We start from the raw sequence: 18,958 nt of genomic DNA on the forward strand, positions 1-18,958 counted from the left end.
TCCTATCCAAAAAGTCTGCCACTTTTCGGGATCACGCCTTAGTCGGCGCGGCGTACGTAAGTGATTTCGTTGGTATCGACGATGATACGCTCGCCCGAGCCGATGAACGGCGGCACCAGCACACGGATGCCGTTTTCGAGTATCGCCGGCTTGTAGGACGAGGCTGCCGTCTGGCCCCTCACCACCGGGTCGGCCTCGGTGATGGTCAGCGTCACCTGGTCGGGCAGCGAAATGCCGATCGGCCTTTCGTCATAGAGCTGGACCGTCACCATCATGCCGTCCTGCAGGAAGGCGGCGCGATCGCCGACGAACTCCTTTTGCAATTCGAGCTGCTCGTAGCTTTCGGTGTCCATGAACACCAGCGCGTCGCCCTGCTCGTAGAGGAAGGAAAAATCCTTCAGATCGAGCCGGATCTGCTCGACCGTCTCGGCCGAACGGAAGCGCTCGTTGAGCTTGGTGCCGTTGATCAGGTTCTTGAGTTCGACCTGGTTGTAGGCGCCGCCCTTGCCGGGCTTGACGGTGTTGGTCCTGACCGCCACCCAAAGGCCGCCATCATGCTCGATGACGTTGCCGGGACGGATTTCGTTGCCATTGATCTTGGCCATGGTGAGGTGATCCGGAAATGAGATGATCGCCGCAAAGGGCAATTTGGCGCCTCCAAGACCACAAATCGCTAGCAGAGGCAAGGAGCGCCTTCCGATGAAGCGGGAACGAAGCTCGCCCGGCAGCGCGGCGCGGCAGCCTCAGTCCGTCCTGACGATGGCGGTTACGGCCGCGCTCATGGCGTCGGCTACCTCTGTTAAAAGATGCAGGTGCGGCGAACGCAAGACGACAATTCGCAGCGACAGCTCGAGGCCGGGAGCGTCGACCAGGGCAATGCCCTCCGGCAGCTTTTCCTGCAGCAGCCGCTTGGGCAGCAGGCCAAGGCCTTGGCCTCGACGAACCCAGTCGATCTGCAGCGCGCTGTCCTGAATCTCGGCGCCGACCATCAACCTGTGGCCGCCCTCGGCAAGGGCAGCCGCCAGCCGTCGGCGCGCGTCGCAAGGTTCAGGACTGAGAACCCAGGGCATGGTCTTGACGTCGGCTTGCCGGCCGGTGTTTTCGGCGGCGATGATGGCGAGGGGCTCGGTTCCGACAACGCCGTCGCCAGTTTTGGAATTGCCGCCGTCCAGGATGAAGGCGAGGTCGAGCTGTCCGCGCTTGTGCTGGTCGGCCAGCTCAAGGCTCCAACCGCTCTTCAGACGCAGCGAAACCTTCGGAAACCGCGCCACGGCATCAGCAATGGCGGCGGCCACGGCTTTGTCGCAAAGTCCATGGGCGAGGCCGAGCCGCAGCAGACCCTCCGGCTCGTTGCCCCTGGCGAATGATCGCAGCGCGTCGACGGCGGCGAGAATGTCCTTGCCGCGTGCCAGCACCTCTACGCCGGCCGGGGTCAGTCGCGACGGCTTTAGCCGGCGGTCGAGCAATTCCGTGCCGAGCATCTCCTCCAGCCGCTGGATCTGGCGGGTGACGGCCGGCTGCGTCAACGGCAGGCGTCGAGCCACCTTCTGAATCGAACCCTCCTCGGCAAAGAGGGCCAGTGTTTTCAGTTCTTCGAGCACGAGACACCTGAACATGTCAGAGAGGCATAATTATGCTGAACATTATGAATTTGAAATCCGATGGATGGCAAGCGATTTTCCTCCGGCAGGACCAGCAGAGAAGGAACACGATGAAAGCGATCGAATTGCAGAGCCCGGGCGGCCTCGAGAATCTCAGAATGGTCGAGCGGCCGATGCCTGAACCAGGGCGCCAAGAGATGATTGTGAAGGTGAAGGCGACGGCGCTGAACTACCGCGATGCCGAGATCGTCCGCGGCAGCTATCACACGAAGTTTGCATTGCCGCTGGTGCCGCTGTCGGACGGCGTCGGCGAAGTCGTAGCCGTCGGCGCCGAGGTCAGCAGGTTCCAGATCGGCGACCGGGTCTGCGGCACGTTCTGGCAGCGCTGGGTCGGCGGCAGTTTCGCGATGGCCGAGCCCTCCTATCAACGTGGCGGCCCGATCGACGGGCTGCTCAGCGAATTTGCTCGGCTCGATGAACAGGCGGCGGTGCTGGCGCCGGCCAATCTGAGCGACTTCGAGGCGGCGACGCTGCCCTGCGCCGGCGTGACGGCATGGCACGCGCTGTTTACAGAGGGCAGCGTCAAGCCCGGCGACACCGTACTTTGTCTCGGCACCGGCGGCGTTTCCTTGTTTGCGATGCAATTCGCCGCCGCTGCCGGGGCGCGCGTCATCGTGACGTCGAGCAGCGACGAGAAACTTGCACGGGCAAAGCAACTGGGCGCGCATGATGGCGTGAACTATCGCAGCGTCCCCGACTGGGCATCGGCCGTGTTGGGATTGACGGATGGGCGCGGCGCCGACCATATCATCGAGGTTGGCGGACCGCAGAGTTTTACACAATCGCTGAGGGCAGCGGCGCGCGGCGCCCAGATCAACGTCATCGGCTATCTCGGCGGCAGTGACGGCGCCATCAACCCGCTCGACATCTTCCGCCGGCAGGTCAGGGCGCGAGGCATACCGGTGGGCTCACGCGAATCCTTCGAGGCGATGAACCGCGCCATTGTCGTCAACCGATTGAGACCGGTGATCGACCGGGTCGTACCGTGGACCCAGGCCGCCGAAGCCTTTCGGTACCTTGAACACGGCTCGCCCTTCGGCAAGGTCGTGCTCGATCATACGCAATGAGCCTCGCGCTTGCGAGTCCGGGTGCAATGAGTCGCGAGATCACAGTCAGGGCAGGCGATTGGCCCGTTGCAGCGCCTGCTGCGTCTGCTCGTCGGTCAGGCCCTGCAGGAAATCGTCCATCTCTTGGTCGATGAGCCCAGCGCGGCGGGCGACAACATACCAGGCGCCGGCGAGGATCAGATCCGGATCGGTGCCGATGCCGTTCATGTAGAGCTTGGCGAGACGGTTCTGGGCGGCGACGTTGCCGCCTTCTGCGGCCTGCTTCATCCAGTTAAAGCCCGATTTCAGGTCGCGGGCGCCGCCGCGCCCCTCGATCATCCAGGTGGCGAGATCGATCTGCGCCGTGTCGTAGTTCTGCCGCGCAGCCTGTGCCAGCAGGCCGCGGGCGCGGACATCGTCGCGCGGCTTGCCGCCGGCGCCATTGGCGTAGACCTGTGCCATCGCATATTGTGCGTCGGCAAGCCCGGTCGCGGCGGCGCGCTCGTAATAGGATACGGCTTTGGCAATACCGGCATCGCCGGGCTCCTGTTCGACCATCAGCTGGGCAAAATTAAACTGCGCCAGGCGGTTGCCGGCTTCGGCGGCGGCCTGCATCAGCGCATAGGCCTCCTTCTCGTCCTTTTTGACGTAGCGGCCATCGAGCAGCATCAGCGCATACTGGAATTGCGATTCCGGGATGCCCTGCTCGGCGGCAAGCGCATACCACTTCGCCGCCCCTGCCGCGTCGACCGGCACGCCGAGGCCGCGCGACAATATCTCGGCCACCAGCGTCTGTGCCGCCGGATCGCCGTTTTGAGCACGGGAAATCGCAAGGTTGTAGGCCGTCTTGTAGAGGCCGCGCTGAAAGGCGCCGTAGGCGGCGTCGGACGGTTTTGCGCCGAAGCGGTCGGGGTTGATGGCATCGGCCGACGGCAAAGGGGCCGTGGTGGCGGGCTGCGGCAATGGTGGGAGAAACGGCTTGTCGGCAGGCTCGCTGGAATCCGGCCTCGGCTGCGGCAGCGGAACGGGTTCCGCCGCTATCGCCTGGGTTACGGCCGTTGCGAGAAAAGCGCTGAAAAGGATCGTCCGAGAGAGCACGTCAGTCCTCGAAGCGCGGTGCGGTTTCGTCGAGCAGCGCGTTGGCGGTGGCAACCGCCGTCTTCGGATCGACGTCGCCGGCGAAAACCGCGCTGGAAAGCGCCACGAATTCGGCACCGGTGGCGGCGACAGCTTCCACCGAGGCAAGATCGGATCCGGCCATGACGATGCAAGGGATCTGGATCACGTCCGCCCACCATTGCCCGAGCGACAGGTTGCGGGGATGCGGCTCCGGCTTGTTGTCGTAGCCGAAGCGACCGAAGAAAATATAATCGGGCCTGACCTCGCCAAGTTCCAGCGCGTCGTCGCGGGTCTTGGCGCCGCCGGTGCCGACCATCATCCTGGCCTGGAAGTGTTCGATCGCTTCGGCGAGCTCGTCCTTGCCGACCTCGACATGGATGCCGTCGGCCTGGACGCGGCCGGCGATGCGGGTGTCGCCAGCAATGATGACGGCAATGCCGGCCGCTTGCGCCACCGGCACGATCTGCTCGGCAAAGGCCTGGAAGGCGGCCTCGTCCATGCCGTTTTCCGGCAGGATCAGCGAGGCGACGTCACCGCCGTCGAAGGCTGCGGCGATGCGCTCGGCCGGCACGTTCGGCGGCGCGATCAGCACGATACGGCAGCGGTTGGGGGGCGTTGCGTCATTCATTGGTGTTCGGTCCCGGTTATCGCCTATGCCGGGCGAAGATGGTTGCATTGCGGCATAGAGCAAAGTGCGGGGATTGAACAGGCGGCAGCGGGATCACGATTGCCGTCAAGATTCTATCGGGCTCGGCAGCATGGCTGCCGTTGGCCGAAATTCTCCTCGCCTGGTCGCTTGCGGCCCTACGCAGGCACCTTCGATTTCCACAGCGACCAGCCGAGGTTCATGCCGGCGGCGGCGACCAGGATGGCGGCGGCGCCGGCGATCTGCGCCGGATGCAGCCGGTGGCCGAAGGCGACGACGTCGACGAGGATGGCGACGACTGGATAGATGAAGGAGAGCGATCCCTGCAGATGCGTCGGCAGCTTCTGGATGGCGCCGTACATGAGGATGTACATCAGGCCGGTGTGGACGATGCCGAGCGTCGCCAGCATGACCCAGCTCCGCGCATCGACGGGAAGGTGCGTGAGATTGGCGAAGGGTGCCAGCATGAGAACGCCGACGCAGACCTGGATCAGGGCGATCAGGTGTGGTGGCGTGCCTTTGAGCTTCTTGGTGACGATAGCCGCAACGGCCCAGAAGAAAGCCGCGGCCAGCGCCATCGCAATGCCGGTAAAGTAATCCGTACCATGATCGCCTGCATCGGGCGCGGCCTGCACGATCAGCAGCATGCCGGCGAAGGCGATGCCGAGCCAGGTCAGCTTGGTCACCGTCAGCCGTTCGGAGAAGAAGAGCGCGCCAAAACCGACCAGCATGAAGGGCTGCGTATTGTAGACAGCCGTGGCGATCGAGATCGACGCGCGGGAAAACGCGCTGAACAGCAGCAGCCAGTTGATAACGATGGCAGCACCGCCGAGAGCCGCGATCGCGACAATGCGAAGCGACAGCCTGCCGCGCAGCAGTCCCAGCGCCGTGCAGATAACCAGCAGCGTTACCGCACCGAAGGCGCAGCGCCAGAACACCACGTCCATGATGGGTTGGCCGGACAGGACGACGAACCAGCCGATCGTGCCGAGGATCGCCATCGCCGCAGTCATTTCGATCGTGCCGCGTACCGTGTTGTCCATGGATGCTCCTGAAACCCGTTGAGATTTTATAATCCCACGGCGGATCGGGCCTTTCCATGACTTGTAGCTGGTGATATGCAGAACGAACCTAATTTAATTAGGTAAACATCGGCTTTTTCTTGGAATTGTAAAATGCTGGACGAGCTCGATAGAAAGCTCCTCGATATCCTGGTCAGGGATTCACGGACCTCGCTGAAGGAACTGGCGCTGCAGGTCGGGTTGTCGTCACCAAGCGTTTCGGAGCGGCTTCGGCGGCTTGAGGATCGCGGCGTCATTCGCGCGTTCACCATCGACATCGATCCGCAGGCGCTCGGCTACGCCTTGCAGGCGATCGTTCGCATCCGGCCGTTGCCCGGTAAGCTGCACATCGTCCAGAAGCTGATCGAGGAAATCCCGGAATTCGGCGAATGCGACAAGGTGACGGGCGATGACTGCTTCGTTGCCCGGCTGTTCGTCCGCTCGATCGGCGAGCTCGACGGGATTCTCGACCGCATCGCCGACAAGGCCGAAACCAGCACCGCCATCATCAAGGCGCAGCCGATCCGGAGACGCCCGCCGCCGCTCGACATGCCAAACATGTGACGGGCTCCGGTGGCGTGGCCCACGTATTTGCGGTCGCGGTCTGGCCATTTCTGGTCTATTCCAGAGTTCAACTTTCCCTCCAGCCTCCTTTCCCCATGTCAGGCCTGCTCATCGATCCCTGGTTCTATGCCGCGGCCATGCCGGCCGTCATCCTCGTCGGCCTGTCGAAAGGCGGCTTCGGCGGCGCCGTCGGCTTTGTCGGCGTGCCATTGATGGCGCTGACCATGCCGCCGGTTCAGGCTGCCGCAATTCTTCTGCCAATTCTGTGCCTGATGGACATTGTCTCGGTGTGGACATGGTGGGGTATCTTCGACCGCAAGATGCTGGCCGACATGATGCCGGGTGCCGTGATCGGCATTGCCCTTGGCTGGCTGACGGCGGCACTTGTAACCGAAGAGATGGTCCGGCTGATCGTCGGCGCGGTCGCCCTGATCTTCGTGCTGCGCTGGCTCTATTTGCAACTCCGCCACGGTGCCGGCCACGCGGCGGAGCCCAACCGCGTTGCCGCCGGCTTCTGGGGTACCGTTGCCGGGTTCACCAGCTTCGTCGCCCATGTCGGCGGCCCGCCTTTTCAGGTCTATGCGTTGCCGATCAGGCTGGATCCGAAGGTGCTGTCCGGCACCGCGGCGATCTTCTTCGCCGTCACCAATGCACTGAAGCTCATCCCCTATTTCGCGCTCGGCCAGTTCGACACCACCAATTTGACCGCGTCGGCGGTGCTGATGCCGCTGGCGCCGCTGTCGACAATCGCCGGCGCCTGGCTGGTGCGGCGGATGCGGCCGGAGCTGTTCTATCCCTTCACCTATGCGACCGTGGCGGTCGTCGCGGTCAAGCTTCTGTGGGACGGCATCGCCGGCCTTCTGTAAGACGGCGGCCCCAGGCGGCCGCCGCCGGATTCCTTAAACCTCAGGCGGCACTCGGCAGCAGCGGCCGCGTCCTGCCAAGCGCGAGAGCAGCGCCGGTTGCCAGCACGAACGCCATGCAGCCAAGAATGGTGATGTCGTGCAGTGTCGGCTTCAGCACCATGTCCGCGATGATCATCAGCATCACCGAATAGTCGAAGCGCGCGGCATTGAGGACGCGCTGGCCCTGGGCAAGCACCGCCGGCGTCACGCCATCCTTGGCGATCATGCCTGCCATGCGGTCGGCAGTCGGCTTGAAGACGAACATGCCGATGCAGAAGGTCGTCGCATAACCGGCAAGGCCGATCAGCACCCACAAATCGGAAAAGCCGACCCAGAAGCCGCACATGATGAGGCCGAAGAGCAATGTCAACATCGACATCGGCGCGAAGAACCGGTTACCGAGCTCGCCAGTGGCGCGCATCGCCTGCAACATGCCTTCGACGTTTCCAGCGCGGTCGGCGCGTACCGCAAGCAGCATCAGGGTGAAGCCGCCGCCGACCCAAAGGATCGCCGAGACGATGTGCAGAAATTTAACGGCCGAGTACCAGTCCATTGTTCGCTCCTTGAGAAATTTTCATGATTGCCGGAGCGCAATTTTGCTCCGCCTCGTTGCGAGGAGCGGGCGTTTAGCGCGGCGCCTGTTTCGGAACGATGTCGCGCGGCGAGCGGATCTGTTTCGGTATGTCGGTCACGATCTGGAGGAACCGTGGCGCAAGCGCGTCGCCCCCACTTTCCAGCCGGTGGTGAGAGCGGCGGCTTAGCCGGCCATCTGTGCTGTTACGGCACAGATGCTGGGCGCTTGATCGAAAAATATGCCCTGCGTTAAGGCTTTGTTAAGCTTTACAGGCGTTTACTATGTCCATCCAGTGATCTGGATTCTTACCGAGTGGTTGGAGCCACTTTGTTTGACGCCTCCCTGTTAAACTCCTGAGAGCCGCCTTATCCGCGGCTCTTTTTTTGTTCGCCGGCATGGAGCCCCTTGGGCCAAATGCGGCCGTTAACCGTTTGTTAAACATGTGCTTGCCTTCGCCGGCAGCGAAGCGCATTTTCAAGCTTCAGTCGTTTAGGCTGCCGGATATGGCGGCCAAGAGCCGAATCGGCCGGCTGTCAGGCAAGTGCAGGGGCGCAGCGATGAACGAGCCTTCGAAGGCGAGCGCGAACACCATCAAGCTGGCGGAGCGCCGGGTTTTCTCCCAATCCTTCAAGCCGCTCTATCAGGAAGGCATGGGCTTGGTCGAGCAGGCGGCCGAATATCTCGACGGCAAGGGCCGCGCCGAGGCCAAGAAGCTGTCGAGGCTGGCGGCGACGCTTTATGCGGCCGAGTCGATGCGGCTGACCACCAGGCTGATGCAGGTCGCCTCGTGGCTGCTTTTGCAGCGGGCGGCGAATTCCGGCGAGATGACCCGCGATCAGGTGGCTTCCGAAAAATCCAAGGTGCGTCTCGACACCGCCTCCGCGCATGACGAGGCGCCCGGCTGGGCCGAGCTGCCGACGGATTTCGTCGACCTCGTCAACCGCTCGCTGCGCCTGCAGGCGCTGGTGCGCCGCATGGACGAGGAGATCTATGGCGGCCTCGCCGAGGTGCCTCAGTCGAGCCGTCGCCTCAATCCGGTCTCCGACCAGATCACGTTGCTCAACACGGCTTTCGCCCGCGGCTGAGAGACCGTTTGGAAACTCTACTCCAGCGGCCATCTGGCGGCGTTTTCTCCGCTTACCTGCAGCGCCGCGTCCTTTTGGACGCGCAAAGGACACTGCAGCACTTTGATCGCGCATGATCCCCTCGGGATCACGCGTGGGCTCACGGACCAAATGTCCGCTGCGCTCCGGTTCTCGAAACCACCACCATATGACTCCCCGGAGCGACTTTCGAAACGGTCTCAGAGGCTTTGTGGACATCACGAGCCCCGTTTCTGGTTTGTTCACATTTCGCTGGCATCGCTGCCCGCCGAAGGTAGACTTGGCGGATGGGGGAAGCGATTCGCATCATCGGCATCGATCCGGGGCTTAGGCGCACCGGCTGGGGCATCGTCGAAAGCCTTGGCAATTCGCTGCGCTTCGTCGCTTCCGGCACAGTACGGTCCGACGACAAGGCGGCGCTGGCGGTGCGTCTTTGCCAATTGCATGACGGGCTTGCCGAGATCCTGCATGCCACGATGCCGCACGAGGCGGCGGTCGAGCAGACCTTCGTCAACAAGGATGCCGCGGCGACGCTGAAACTCGGCCAGGCACGCGGCATCGCCATGCTGGTGCCGGCGCGCGCCGGCCTTGCCGTTGCCGAATATGCGCCCAACGCCGTCAAGAAGGCGGTGATCGGCGTCGGCCATGGCGACAAGAAGCAGATCCATATGATGGTCAAGGTGCTGATGCCGAAGGCGACTTTCGACACCGACGACGCCGCCGATGCGCTGGCCATCGCCATCTGTCACGCGCATCACAGGCAGAGCATCGCCTACAGGATGGCGATGCTGGCCGAATAAGTTTGTTCTTGACTTGTTCTCCAGTGAACAATAAGTAATACCAACGAGGTATTACCATGCGCGTTACCACCAAGGGCCAAGTGACCATCCCGAAGGAAATACGGGATCATCTGGGTATCGGCCCGGGCTCGGAGGTGGAGTTCGTCCCCACCGAGGACGGTGCTCGTGTCATTGCGGTCGACGAAAACATGTCGAAGGAGGAAGCCTCGCGCAGATTCAGCCAGATGCTCGGCCGTATGGCTGGTACGCTGGATCTGGGGGGCATGACGGCGGACGAATATGTGGAATGGCTGAGGGGCCCGCGTGAAGACCTCGACATTGATTGACACAAATGTCCTGATCGACGTTTGGGGTCCTGCCGGACAGGAGAGGAAATGGTCGGCGTCGGCGATCACCGCATGCCGGCGCGACGGCGCGCTTGTCATCAACACAATCGTCTGGTCCGAACTCGCGCCGCTGATTGCAACGGAGCAGGCCCTTCGCCAAGCAGCCGACATGCTCAAGATCGAGCGTGAACTCCTGCCGTGGGAAGCGGCCTTCCTCGCTGGTGTCACGCACTCCCGCTATCGCCGCGCCGGCGGCCTCCGCGAACGAGCGCTGCCGGATTTCTTTATTGGAGCCCATGCGGTTGTCGCTGCGCATCGCCTGCTGACGCGCGATGCCGCGCGCTATCGCAGCTATTTCCCGGACCTCGATATCATCTCTCCGGAAACCCACCCGGCATGATCGGCACGCTCAAATGATCGGCAAGCTAAAAGGCACGTTGGACGAGATCGACGAGGATTTCTGCATCGTCGACGTGCATGGCGTCGGCTATGTCGCCTATTGCTCGGCGCGCACGCTTGCCGCATTGCCGCCGCCCGGCGAGGCGGTGATATTGTTCATCGAGACCTATGTGCGCGAGGATATGCTGCGGCTCTATGGGTTCCAGTCGGTGCTGGAGCGCGAATGGTTCCGGTTGTTGATGAACAATGTGCAGGGCGTCGGCGCCAAGGTGGCGCTGGCAATCCTGTCGACGCTGGCGCCGGCCGACCTCGCCAATGCGATTGCGTTGCGCGATATCGCCATGGTCAGCCGCGCGCCGGGTGTCGGCAAGAAGGTGGCGGAGCGCATCGTCACCGAGTTGAAGAACAAGGCGCCGGCCTATACGGGCACTGCCTCCGGCACCATCGGCCTGAGGCAGGAGCTCGGCGAGGGCGTTGCTTCGGCGCCGATTACAGACGCCGTCTCGGCGCTGGTCAATCTCGGCTATTCGCGCGACACTGCCGCCAATGCGGTGGCGGCGGCGCTGAAGACGGCAGGCGAGGAAGCGGACGCATCGAAGCTGATCCGCTTCGGGCTGAAGGAGCTGGCACGGTGAGATGTTGCCCGACAAATAAATTCCGACTAGGAACAAGAGCATGGTCGGATATGCGGGCTTGACCTCCAGGGGGCAGCTTACGATTCCAAAGAAAGTCCGGAACGAGTTGTCGCTCAAGTCAGGCGATACTGTTGCCTGGACGGTCGTGGATGGTCTCCTGATAGGAACGCCGCGCAATCTCGAATTTGCCGACCTCGCTGGATTTCTGGGTGATCCACCTAACGGGCCCGCTACGCTGGAACAGATCGACGCGGTGGTAAGGGATGCAGTGGGCCGCCAGGTTGTTGGCGAGCAGCAAGACGCCGAACGAGAGGGTGCCGGGTGACGTTAATCCGTGTCGATACGAACTTTTTCCTTCGAGCGGTATGCGCATGAGCCTTTCGCCACGCCTCATTGCTCCCGACAAACGCGGCGAGGATGCCGAGCAGACCTTGCGGCCGCAGACGCTCGGCGACTTCGTCGGCCAGGCGGCGGTGCGGGCCAATCTCAAAGTCTTCATCGAGGCCGCCAAGGGCCGCAGCGAAGCGCTCGATCATGTGCTGTTCGTCGGCCCGCCCGGCCTCGGCAAGACGACGCTGGCGCAGATCATGGCGCGCGAGCTCGGCGTCAATTTCCGCTCGACCTCCGGTCCGGTCATCGCCAAGGCCGGCGATCTCGCGGCGCTGCTCACCAACCTCGAAGACCGCGACGTGCTGTTCATCGACGAGATCCACCGGCTCAACCCGGCGGTCGAGGAAATCCTCTATCCGGCGATGGAGGATTTCCAGCTCGACCTGATCATCGGCGAGGGGCCGGCGGCGCGCTCGGTCAAGATCGACCTGGCCCGCTTCACCCTCGTCGCCGCCACCACCCGGCTCGGCCTGTTGACCAACCCGCTGCGCGACCGCTTCGGCATCCCGGTCAGGCTCAATTTCTATTCCGTCGAGGAACTCGAGCAGATCGTGCGGCGCGGCGCCCGCATCCTTGCCATGCCGCTCGGTGACGACGGTGCTTTGGAGATCGCCCGGCGGGCGCGCGGCACGCCGCGCATCGCGGGCCGGCTGTTGCGCCGGGTGCGCGACTTCGCCAGCGTTGCCGGCGACGGCCATGTCGACCGCAAGATCGCCGACGAGGCGCTGACGCGGCTGGAGGTCGACGGGCTCGGCCTCGACGCGCTCGACCGCCGTTATCTGTCGATGATCGCCCGGAATTTCGGCGGCGGGCCAGTCGGCATCGAAACCATCGCCGCTGGGCTTTCCGAGCCGCGCGATGCCATCGAGGACATCATCGAACCGTTTCTGATCCAGCAAGGCTTTATCATGCGCACGCCGCGCGGCCGCGTGCTGGCGGCCAATGCCTGGCGGCATCTCGGCCTCGACGCGCCGAAGGACCTGGCGCAGCAGCAGATCAGCCTATTCCAGGAAGAGCCGTAAGTTCCGCTGCTTATGGCTTCGGTGCTGGCAGTTCCCGGCCCCGCCCTCCAGGTCTTGATCATCGCCGGTCTATGCGCAAAACAGGTGTTGCTTAAAACAGGGCCCGTCGGGCCAAAAGGACAGCAATGGACGATCACCGTGAATCGGCATTGTCCGCCGGGCTTTCCGGCGCGCTGACGGAATTCGGCCATCGATTGATGGCGCGGGTCTATTATGCAGACACCGATTTTTCCGGCGTCGTCTACCACGCGCGCTATCTCGAGTTCTTCGAGCGCGGCCGTTCCGATTATCTGCGCTTGGCCGGCGTCCACCACACCGAGCTTGCCGAGGGCAAACATGGCGAGAAAATAGTCTGGGTGGTGCGGCGCATGGAAATCGATTTCCGCGGTTCGGCCCGCATGGACGACATCCTGACCATCGATACGCGCACCGACGAGATTTCCGGTGCGCGGATCGTCATGGCGCAGCAATTGAAGCGCGGCAGCGAAGTGCTGGTCGAGGCGCGGGTCGAAGCGGCGATCGTCGGCGACAACGGACGGCCGCGGCGCTTTCCCAAGGACTGGATCGCAGCTTTCATGCCAAGAACGCGCAAATAATGATTCAGAGCGGACGATCCCGGAACTTCCGGTCCACGCCAGAATCGCCGGGCGACCTATCAGGGCGCGGCAATGCGCCGCGCTGTACGTCCTAACCCATCCTTAACCATAACGGTCCATGAAGGGATTGGTTAAGATTGGAAGAATCCAAGCGCCTTCCTTTCACCAATATTTGCCCCGAAAAGGCCGCCAACGGTGCATTTGGGGTTATTCCGCCAGCCTAACGCGAACGGACCACAAGGGATGCCCATGGGCCAGCCGCCAGCCACGCCCGGAAAATCTTTAAGGACGTAACATGGAAAACATCGCTCTCGCCGAACCGGGCGCGCATTTATCGATTTGGGCCTTGTTCATGCAGGCCGGTTGGGTGGTCAAGCTGGTCATGATCGGCTTGCTCTGCGCCTCGATCTGGACCTGGGCGATCATCGTCGACAAGCTCGTCGCCTATGCCCGCATGCGGCTGGCGCTCAACCGCTTCGAACAGGTGTTCTGGTCGGGACAGTCGCTGGAAGAACTTTACCGCACGCTCGCCGACCGCAAGACGACCGGCATGAGCGCGATCTTCGTCGCCGCCATGCGCGAATGGAAGAAGAGCTTCGAGAAGGGCGCGAAATCGCCGCTCGGCCTGCAGACCCGCATCGACAAGGCCATGGATCTGGCGCTGACCCGCGAGATGGAAAAGCTGGAAGGGCGGCTCGGCTTTCTCGCCACCACCGGCTCGGCGGCGCCCTTTATCGGCCTGTTCGGCACGGTTATCGGCATCATGACCTCGTTCCAGGCGATCGCCGCGTCGAAGAACACCAGCCTGTCGGTGGTCGCGCCCGGCATCGCCGAGGCGCTGCTGGCGACGGCCATCGGCCTGCTCGCCGCCATCCCTGCCGTCATCGCCTACAACAAGCTGTCGTCCGACGCGAGCAAGATCGCGGTGCGCATGGAAGGGTTCGCGGATGAGTTCTCCGCCATACTCTCGCGCCAAATCGATGAAAAAGTCGTGCAGAAGGCCTGAGGAACGATCATGGGAATGTCCGTAAGCGCAGGTGGCGGAGGACGCGGCGGGCGCGGCCACAGGCGGCGCGGCCGCCATCACGCCCTGATATCGGAGATCAACGTCACGCCGATGGTCGACGTGATGCTGGTGCTGCTGATCATCTTCATGGTCGCGGCGCCGTTGCTGACGGTCGGCGTTCCGGTCGATCTGCCGGAAACTCAGGCCAAGCCGATTGCGGCCGACACGCAACCGATTACCCTATCAATCAATGCCGCCGGCCAGATTTTCATTCAGGAAACCGAGATCCCGATCGAGGAACTGGTGGCAAAGCTGCAGGCGATTTCGAAGACCGGCTATGACGAGCGCATTTTCGTTCGCGCCGACAAGGCAACCAATTATGGAGCGGCTCTGAAGGTCATGGGCTATGTCCAAGCCGCTGGCTACAAGAACATGAGTCTCCTGTCACTGCAGGAACAGGATCAGTAGACAAGAACATGCGGACCGGCCTCACCACATCGGTGATCTTGCATACGGTGGCGCTGGCCTTCGGCCTGTTCACGTTGTCCTCGCCGCCCGCGATGCCCGCGTCTGATGCGGAATCGGTGTCGGTCGAGATCGTGCCGATGGAAGCGACGGCGCAGATCCTGCAAGGCGACAAGAAGGCTGTGATGCACGACAAGCCGGCCCCGCTGCCGACGCAGCGTCCCGACATCGTTCCCGATGCCCAGAAAATCGGCGATAACAGCGTCGACACCGACAAGCCGCCGACACCTGAGCCCAAGCCCCAGCCAGTCGATATGACGGCGGCTCCGCCACCCGCGCCGACGCCAGTCGAAAAGCCCAAGCCTGAGGACGTGCCGAAGCCAAAGGAGCAGCCGAAGCCTATTCCCGCTACGGAGGTAGCGCCCGTGCCGCAGCCGAAGGAGGAGGTCAAGCCCGAACCGGTCAAGCAGACCGAGCCCAAGCCGACGCCCGCCAAAGAGCCGACGCCCACCCCGCCGCAGGACAAGACTGCCGCGATCGATCCGCAGCCCGAGGTCAAGCCGGATGCCGTCGCCGAGGCGATTGCCAAGCAACCGCCAACCGAGGAGGCGCAGCTTCCGGACTCGGCGCCAGCACCCGAGGCTCGGCCGAAGCCGCAGCCGGCCCAGGCCGAAAGCGCCAAGGCGCCGGAGCGCAAGGACGCCGACAAGCCGGTCAAGGAAGCCTCGTCCAAGCCGAAATCGGACGACAAGCAGTTCAACGCCGACGAGATTTCGGCTCTGCTCGACAAGCGGAAGCCGGCCGGTGGCGGCGCCAAGCGCTCGACCCAACAGTCTTCGCTCGGCGGCGACAAGGATCAGGGCCAGAAGCTTTCGAAATCGGAGCAGGGGGCATTGGAAGCCCAGCTTGGTGGTTGCTGGACGCTTCCGGCAGGGCTCGAGGGCTCGGAAAATTTCGTCGTCGTGGTCCGGTTTAATCTGGACGCCTCCGGCAAGTTGGATGGCCGGCCGAGCGTTGAAAAGTCGAGCGGAAACCGCCCGTTTGACGAAAGTGCAGTGCGCGCGGTTCAGAAATGCGATGTGGCCGGCTTGCAAGTTCCCGCGGGCAAGCAAGACATCTGGTCCGACGTTCGGGTCACTTTCGACCCCAGGGAGATGCTCGGCCTTTAGGCCCGGCGCCCACAGAGTCAGCGAAGAAAAGCGAGAAGACATGAAATCCATCCTCAAGCCGCTCCTGATGATCGTAGCGATGGCGCTGGGCATGACTGCCGCCGCCACCTTGCCGGCGCGGGCGCTCGTTGAGCTCAACGTCAACAAGGGTAATGTCGAGCCGTTGCCGATCGCCATTACCGATTTCCAGGGTGGCGATGCACTCGGCGCCGAGATTTCCGGCATCGTCAGTGCCGACCTGAAACGCTCCGGCCTGTTCGCGCCGATCGACAAAAGCGCTTTCATCGAAAAGATCTCGAACCCGGATGCCACGCCGCGCTTCGAGGACTGGAAGGTGATCAATGCGCAGGCGCTGGTCACCGGCAGTGTCGGCAAGGAGGCTGACGGCCGTGTCCGCGCCCAGTACCGGCTGTGGGACACCTTTGCCGGCCAGCAGATGTCGGGCGAACAGTTCTTCGCCAACGACGCCAATACCAGGCGCGTCGCCCACATCATCGCCGACGCCATCTACGAACGGCTGACCGGCGAGAAGGGCTATTTCGACACGCGCGTCGTCTTCATCGACGAGTCCGGTGCCAAGAATGCGCGCAAGAAGCGGCTTGCCATCATGGACCAGGACGGCGCCAACGTCCGCTATCTCTCGAACGGCAAGTCGATCGTGCTGACGCCGCGCTTCTCGCCGAACCGGCAGGAAATCACCTATATGTCCTACGAGAGCGGTCAGCCGCGGGTGTACCTGCTGCAGATCGAGACGGGGCAGCGCGAGCTGGTCGGCAATTTCCCCGGCATGACGTTTGCGCCGCGCTTTTCGCCGGACGGCCAGAAAGTAATCATGAGCCTTCTGCGCGACGACGGAAATTCCAACATCTTCGCCATGGACCTGAGAAGCCGCTCGACGACCAGGCTTACCAACTCGACCGCCATCGATACGTCGCCATCCTACTCGCCCGACGGCAGCAAGGTGGTGTTCACCTCGGACCGCGGCGGCCGCGCGCAGATCTATGTGATGGGCGCCGACGGCTCGGGCCAGACCCGCATCTCGTTCGGCGACGGCGTCTATTCGACGCCGGTGTGGTCGCCGCGCGGCGATCTCATCGCCTTCACCAAGCAGACCGGCGGCGAATTCCAGATCGGCGTCATGCGCACCGACGGTTCGGGTGAGCGCATCCTGTCCACCGGCTTTCAGCAGGAAGGGCCGACCTGGGCACCCAACGGCCGGGTGCTGATGTTCTTCCGCGATTCCAATGGCGGACCAAAACTTGTTTCGGTCGACCTCACCGGCCGCAATGAACAGTCGATCCCGACAGCGAACTTCGCCTCGGATCCGGCCTGGTCGCCGCTGCTGGAATAGGCTGGAAGAGGATGTTCAACTCGAGCGTCCTTTGCTCCCAGTTGCACGCCGGCAACGGTCGCCGAAAAGCGCCGTTTCCGGCCTTGTTTTCACCCGATGGTCGCGTTTTGGCCGCATTTCCGCCTACGGTCCGCGCTCATTGTGGCTCATAGGGTGGCTCCTCAGGGTATCCCCTGCATAGGGCTGCGGACGGCAGCCGAAACCAAATTTTAACCGTGTTTCTTGAGCGCCGGTTAACCCAAACGTGGTTACTGGACGATCAATGAAATCACTCGAATTGCGAAGGAGAGGCGGCATGGGCCGTATCGCAGCACTTACCACAAACCCGGTCATGATCGCGCTGGTCGCGATGCTCGCGATCACCGGTTGCGCCTCGAAGAAGACGCCGAACAACGCCGCCGATCTCGGCCTCAACGGCGCTGGCGCGGCAACGCCCGGGTCGGCCCAGGACTTTACCGTCAACGTCGGCGACCGCATCTTCTTCGATACCGATTCGTCCTCGATCCGCGCTGACGCGCAGACGACGCTGGCGCGCCAGGCGCAATGGCTGAACCAGTACAAGCAGTATGCGATCGTCATCGAAGGCCATGCCGACGAGCGCGGCACGCGCGAATACAATCTGGCGCTCGGCGCCCGCCGTGCTGCCGCCACCCGCGACTTCCTGGTCGCCAAGGGCGTTTCGGCGCAGCGCCTGAAGACCATTTCCTACGGCAAGGAGCGTCCGGTCGCGGTTTGCGACGACATCTCCTGCTGGTCGCAGAACCGCCGCGCCGTCACCACGCTGGGCGGCGCCGGCTCCTGATCGGCATAAATGCAACACTTGGTGCGAAAGGCGGCCAAAGGGCCGCCTTTTTCATATCTGCCCGCTCCAAACAAAATTTGGCCGAAGTCTCACGTCCTGTTAAGAGCCGAGAGCGTCTGGCTAGTCCCAGTTGGCTGGTCTACTTCGAGTGAGAGGCGCGCAACAACGGTTTCACGGCGAGAGGCACATGCATTTCAGATCGGTCTTGAGCGGCACGCTTGCGCTGCTGCTCGTATCAAGTATCGCGGCACTTGCTGACGGGGCAAGCGGCACCGAGCAGTCATCGGAAAGCGGCTTTTCCTTCCATCTGCCGACGATCAAACTGCCCGGCATTTTCGGTGAAAAGAAAAAGCCGGATCAGGTTCAACTCGCGCAACAGGATGGCACCGGCACTCCGGCGCTGGAGGAACAGCTCCGGCAGATGAACGGCAAGATCGAGGAACTCAACTTCCAGGTCCTGCAGATGCAGGAGCAGATCCGCAAGCAGCAGGAAGACAACGAATTCCGCTTCCAGCAGTTGGAAGGCGGTCCGCAAGGCGCGCAGCAGCCGGCCGAGCAGAAGAAGTCCGAGGCGGCGCCCAACAGCGACAACCCCAACGGCGACAGTAACGTGGCGGAGGCGCCTGCAACGCAGGCTCCGGCCGCTGCCGACACGCCGCCAGCCGGCGACAAGAGCGTCGAGGACGTCATCGTCGAATCGCCCAACGGCGATCCCGGCAAGCTGATCCCCGGCGCGCCGCCCAAGACGTTCGGCACCATCACCGTCGACAAAAACGGCAATGTCGTCGAAGCCGACGGCAATGCGCAGGCGAACGCGCCGGAGCAGAATACGGCCCCAGCCAACGGCGCCAACGCAGCCCGCAACAAGGCCGGCAAATCCGACGATACGGTGGTCGCGGCACTCCCCTCGACCAACGACCCGGAGGAGCTTTACCGCAACTCTTACCAGTTCATCCTGTCGGGCGACTACAGCACCGCCGAACAGGGCTTCCGCGACCATATCGCTCGGTTTCCCCGGGACGCCAAAGCGGCGGACGCGCATTACTGGCTCGGTGAATCGCTGCTCGGCCAGCAGAAATACCGCGATGCGGCCGAGACTTTCCTCGCAGCCAGCAAGGACTATCCCAAGGCCAAGAAAGCGCCAGACATGCTGCTGAAGCTCGGCGTTTCACTGGTCGGGCTGAAGCAGCGCGACGTGGCCTGTGCCACCTTCAGCGAGATCGGCAAGCGCTACCCCGATATTTCCGGCGCGCTCAAGGAGCGGGTCAAGCAGGAAAGGGCACTCGCGGCGTGCTAGTTTTTCTGTTGCACGTCGTTG

23 protein-coding genes and 1 pseudogene are annotated in these 18,958 nt (G+C 63.1%); 17 read left to right on the forward strand and 7 right to left on the reverse strand.

Annotated elements, in window-relative coordinates:
• Positions 1–38 precede the first annotated feature (38 nt).
• Positions 39–605 (reverse strand): elongation factor P, encoded by a 567-nt coding sequence (gene efp / locus NKH01_RS10985; protein ID WP_023678016.1) that lies wholly within the window; start codon positions 603–605, stop codon positions 39–41.
• A 138-nt stretch (positions 606–743) separates the two neighbouring features.
• Positions 744–1,616, reverse strand: a complete 873-nt coding sequence (locus tag NKH01_RS10990; RefSeq protein WP_352480922.1) for a LysR family transcriptional regulator — start codon at positions 1,614–1,616, stop codon at positions 744–746.
• A 95-nt stretch (positions 1,617–1,711) separates the two neighbouring features.
• Between NKH01_RS10990 and NKH01_RS10995 the strand changes: the two genes are divergently transcribed.
• Positions 1,712–2,728: a zinc-dependent alcohol dehydrogenase family protein gene (locus NKH01_RS10995; RefSeq protein ID WP_352494151.1), complete on the forward strand. Its 1,017-nt coding sequence runs from the start codon at positions 1,712–1,714 to the stop codon at positions 2,726–2,728.
• A 45-nt stretch (positions 2,729–2,773) separates the two neighbouring features.
• Here the strand turns inward: NKH01_RS10995 and NKH01_RS11000 are convergent, their stop codons facing one another.
• The 3 genes from NKH01_RS11000 to NKH01_RS11010 form a co-directional block, all read right to left on the reverse strand.
• A complete protein-coding gene (locus NKH01_RS11000) occupies positions 2,774–3,805 on the reverse strand; it encodes a tetratricopeptide repeat protein (RefSeq protein ID WP_353020169.1) in 1,032 nt (343 codons plus the stop codon).
• A 1-nt stretch (position 3,806) separates the two neighbouring features.
• Positions 3,807–4,454 (reverse strand): thiamine phosphate synthase, encoded by a 648-nt coding sequence (locus NKH01_RS11005; protein WP_353020171.1) that lies wholly within the window; start codon positions 4,452–4,454, stop codon positions 3,807–3,809.
• A 176-nt stretch (positions 4,455–4,630) separates the two neighbouring features.
• Positions 4,631–5,515: a DMT family transporter gene (locus NKH01_RS11010; RefSeq protein ID WP_352588241.1), complete on the reverse strand. Its 885-nt coding sequence runs from the start codon at positions 5,513–5,515 to the stop codon at positions 4,631–4,633.
• 132 nt (positions 5,516–5,647) lie between these two features.
• Between NKH01_RS11010 and NKH01_RS11015 the strand changes: the two genes are divergently transcribed.
• Positions 5,648–6,097, forward strand: a complete 450-nt coding sequence (locus NKH01_RS11015; RefSeq protein WP_023719620.1) for an Lrp/AsnC family transcriptional regulator — start codon at positions 5,648–5,650, stop codon at positions 6,095–6,097.
• Positions 6,098–6,192: 95 nt separating this feature from the next.
• A complete protein-coding gene (locus tag NKH01_RS11020; RefSeq protein ID WP_023719619.1) occupies positions 6,193–6,963 on the forward strand; it encodes a sulfite exporter TauE/SafE family protein in 771 nt (256 codons plus the stop codon).
• Positions 6,964–7,003: 40 nt separating this feature from the next.
• Here the strand turns inward: NKH01_RS11020 and NKH01_RS11025 are convergent, their stop codons facing one another.
• Positions 7,004–7,555 (reverse strand): DUF2269 family protein, encoded by a 552-nt coding sequence (locus NKH01_RS11025; protein ID WP_023719618.1) that lies wholly within the window; start codon positions 7,553–7,555, stop codon positions 7,004–7,006.
• Positions 7,556–8,133: 578 nt separating this feature from the next.
• On the opposite strand from NKH01_RS11025, the gene rcdA reads away from it, so the two are divergent.
• From rcdA to NKH01_RS35295, 6 genes and pseudogenes are all read left to right on the forward strand, one after another.
• Positions 8,134–8,661 (forward strand): protease adaptor protein RcdA, encoded by a 528-nt coding sequence (gene rcdA, locus NKH01_RS11030; protein WP_023719617.1) that lies wholly within the window; start codon positions 8,134–8,136, stop codon positions 8,659–8,661.
• Between the two features lie 305 nt (positions 8,662–8,966).
• Positions 8,967–9,479, forward strand: a complete 513-nt coding sequence (gene ruvC, locus NKH01_RS11035) for a crossover junction endodeoxyribonuclease RuvC (protein WP_352480921.1) — start codon at positions 8,967–8,969, stop codon at positions 9,477–9,479.
• Positions 9,480–9,535: 56 nt separating this feature from the next.
• The gene (locus NKH01_RS11040; RefSeq protein ID WP_023719615.1) at positions 9,536–9,805 is read left to right on the forward strand and encodes an AbrB/MazE/SpoVT family DNA-binding domain-containing protein; all 270 of its coding nucleotides are present in this window, start codon (positions 9,536–9,538) and stop codon (positions 9,803–9,805) included.
• A complete protein-coding gene (locus tag NKH01_RS11045; RefSeq protein WP_353020175.1) occupies positions 9,783–10,205 on the forward strand; it encodes a type II toxin-antitoxin system VapC family toxin in 423 nt (140 codons plus the stop codon). The genes NKH01_RS11040 and NKH01_RS11045 overlap by 23 nt, the downstream gene beginning before the upstream one ends.
• A gap of 13 nt (positions 10,206–10,218) precedes the next feature.
• On the forward strand, positions 10,219–10,839 hold the full coding sequence (gene ruvA, locus NKH01_RS11050) for a Holliday junction branch migration protein RuvA (protein ID WP_353020177.1): 621 nt from the start codon (positions 10,219–10,221) through the stop codon (positions 10,837–10,839).
• Positions 10,840–10,879: 40 nt separating this feature from the next.
• Positions 10,880–10,954: pseudogene (locus tag NKH01_RS35295) on the forward strand (AbrB/MazE/SpoVT family DNA-binding domain-containing protein); the annotation flags it as partial.
• Positions 10,955–10,957: 3 nt separating this feature from the next.
• Here NKH01_RS35295 and NKH01_RS35300 read toward each other — a convergent pair.
• The gene (locus NKH01_RS35300) at positions 10,958–11,212 is read right to left on the reverse strand and encodes a hypothetical protein (protein WP_348633225.1); all 255 of its coding nucleotides are present in this window, start codon (positions 11,210–11,212) and stop codon (positions 10,958–10,960) included.
• Here NKH01_RS35300 and ruvB point away from each other — a divergent pair.
• The 8 genes from ruvB (at position 11,211) to ybgF (ending at position 18,937) form a co-directional block, all read left to right on the forward strand.
• Entirely contained in the window at positions 11,211–12,251 is a 1,041-nt protein-coding gene (gene ruvB / locus NKH01_RS11060; protein WP_023719611.1) for a Holliday junction branch migration DNA helicase RuvB, read from the forward strand. The genes NKH01_RS35300 and ruvB overlap by 2 nt on opposite strands.
• A gap of 125 nt (positions 12,252–12,376) precedes the next feature.
• Complete coding sequence (ybgC, locus tag NKH01_RS11065) at positions 12,377–12,847, forward strand: tol-pal system-associated acyl-CoA thioesterase (protein WP_023719610.1); 471 nt, start codon at positions 12,377–12,379, stop codon at positions 12,845–12,847.
• A 295-nt stretch (positions 12,848–13,142) separates the two neighbouring features.
• On the forward strand, positions 13,143–13,853 hold the full coding sequence (tolQ, locus tag NKH01_RS11070) for a protein TolQ (RefSeq protein ID WP_023719609.1): 711 nt from the start codon (positions 13,143–13,145) through the stop codon (positions 13,851–13,853).
• A 9-nt stretch (positions 13,854–13,862) separates the two neighbouring features.
• Positions 13,863–14,321 (forward strand): ExbD/TolR family protein, encoded by a 459-nt coding sequence (locus NKH01_RS11075; RefSeq protein WP_352494160.1) that lies wholly within the window; start codon positions 13,863–13,865, stop codon positions 14,319–14,321.
• An 8-nt stretch (positions 14,322–14,329) separates the two neighbouring features.
• Positions 14,330–15,487, forward strand: a complete 1,158-nt coding sequence (gene tolA, locus NKH01_RS11080) for a cell envelope integrity protein TolA (RefSeq protein WP_353020179.1) — start codon at positions 14,330–14,332, stop codon at positions 15,485–15,487.
• Between the two features lie 67 nt (positions 15,488–15,554).
• Entirely contained in the window at positions 15,555–16,838 is a 1,284-nt protein-coding gene (gene tolB / locus NKH01_RS11085; protein WP_502895839.1) for a Tol-Pal system beta propeller repeat protein TolB, read from the forward strand.
• 295 nt (positions 16,839–17,133) lie between these two features.
• On the forward strand, positions 17,134–17,640 hold the full coding sequence (pal, locus tag NKH01_RS11090) for a peptidoglycan-associated lipoprotein Pal (RefSeq protein WP_353020181.1): 507 nt from the start codon (positions 17,134–17,136) through the stop codon (positions 17,638–17,640).
• A 187-nt stretch (positions 17,641–17,827) separates the two neighbouring features.
• The gene (gene ybgF, locus NKH01_RS11095) at positions 17,828–18,937 is read left to right on the forward strand and encodes a tol-pal system protein YbgF (RefSeq protein WP_353020183.1); all 1,110 of its coding nucleotides are present in this window, start codon (positions 17,828–17,830) and stop codon (positions 18,935–18,937) included.
• Positions 18,938–18,958 lie beyond the last annotated feature (21 nt).

It is taken from the genome of Mesorhizobium sp. M1403, from assembly GCF_040317695.1.
GTDB lineage: Bacteria > Pseudomonadota > Alphaproteobacteria > Rhizobiales > Rhizobiaceae > Mesorhizobium.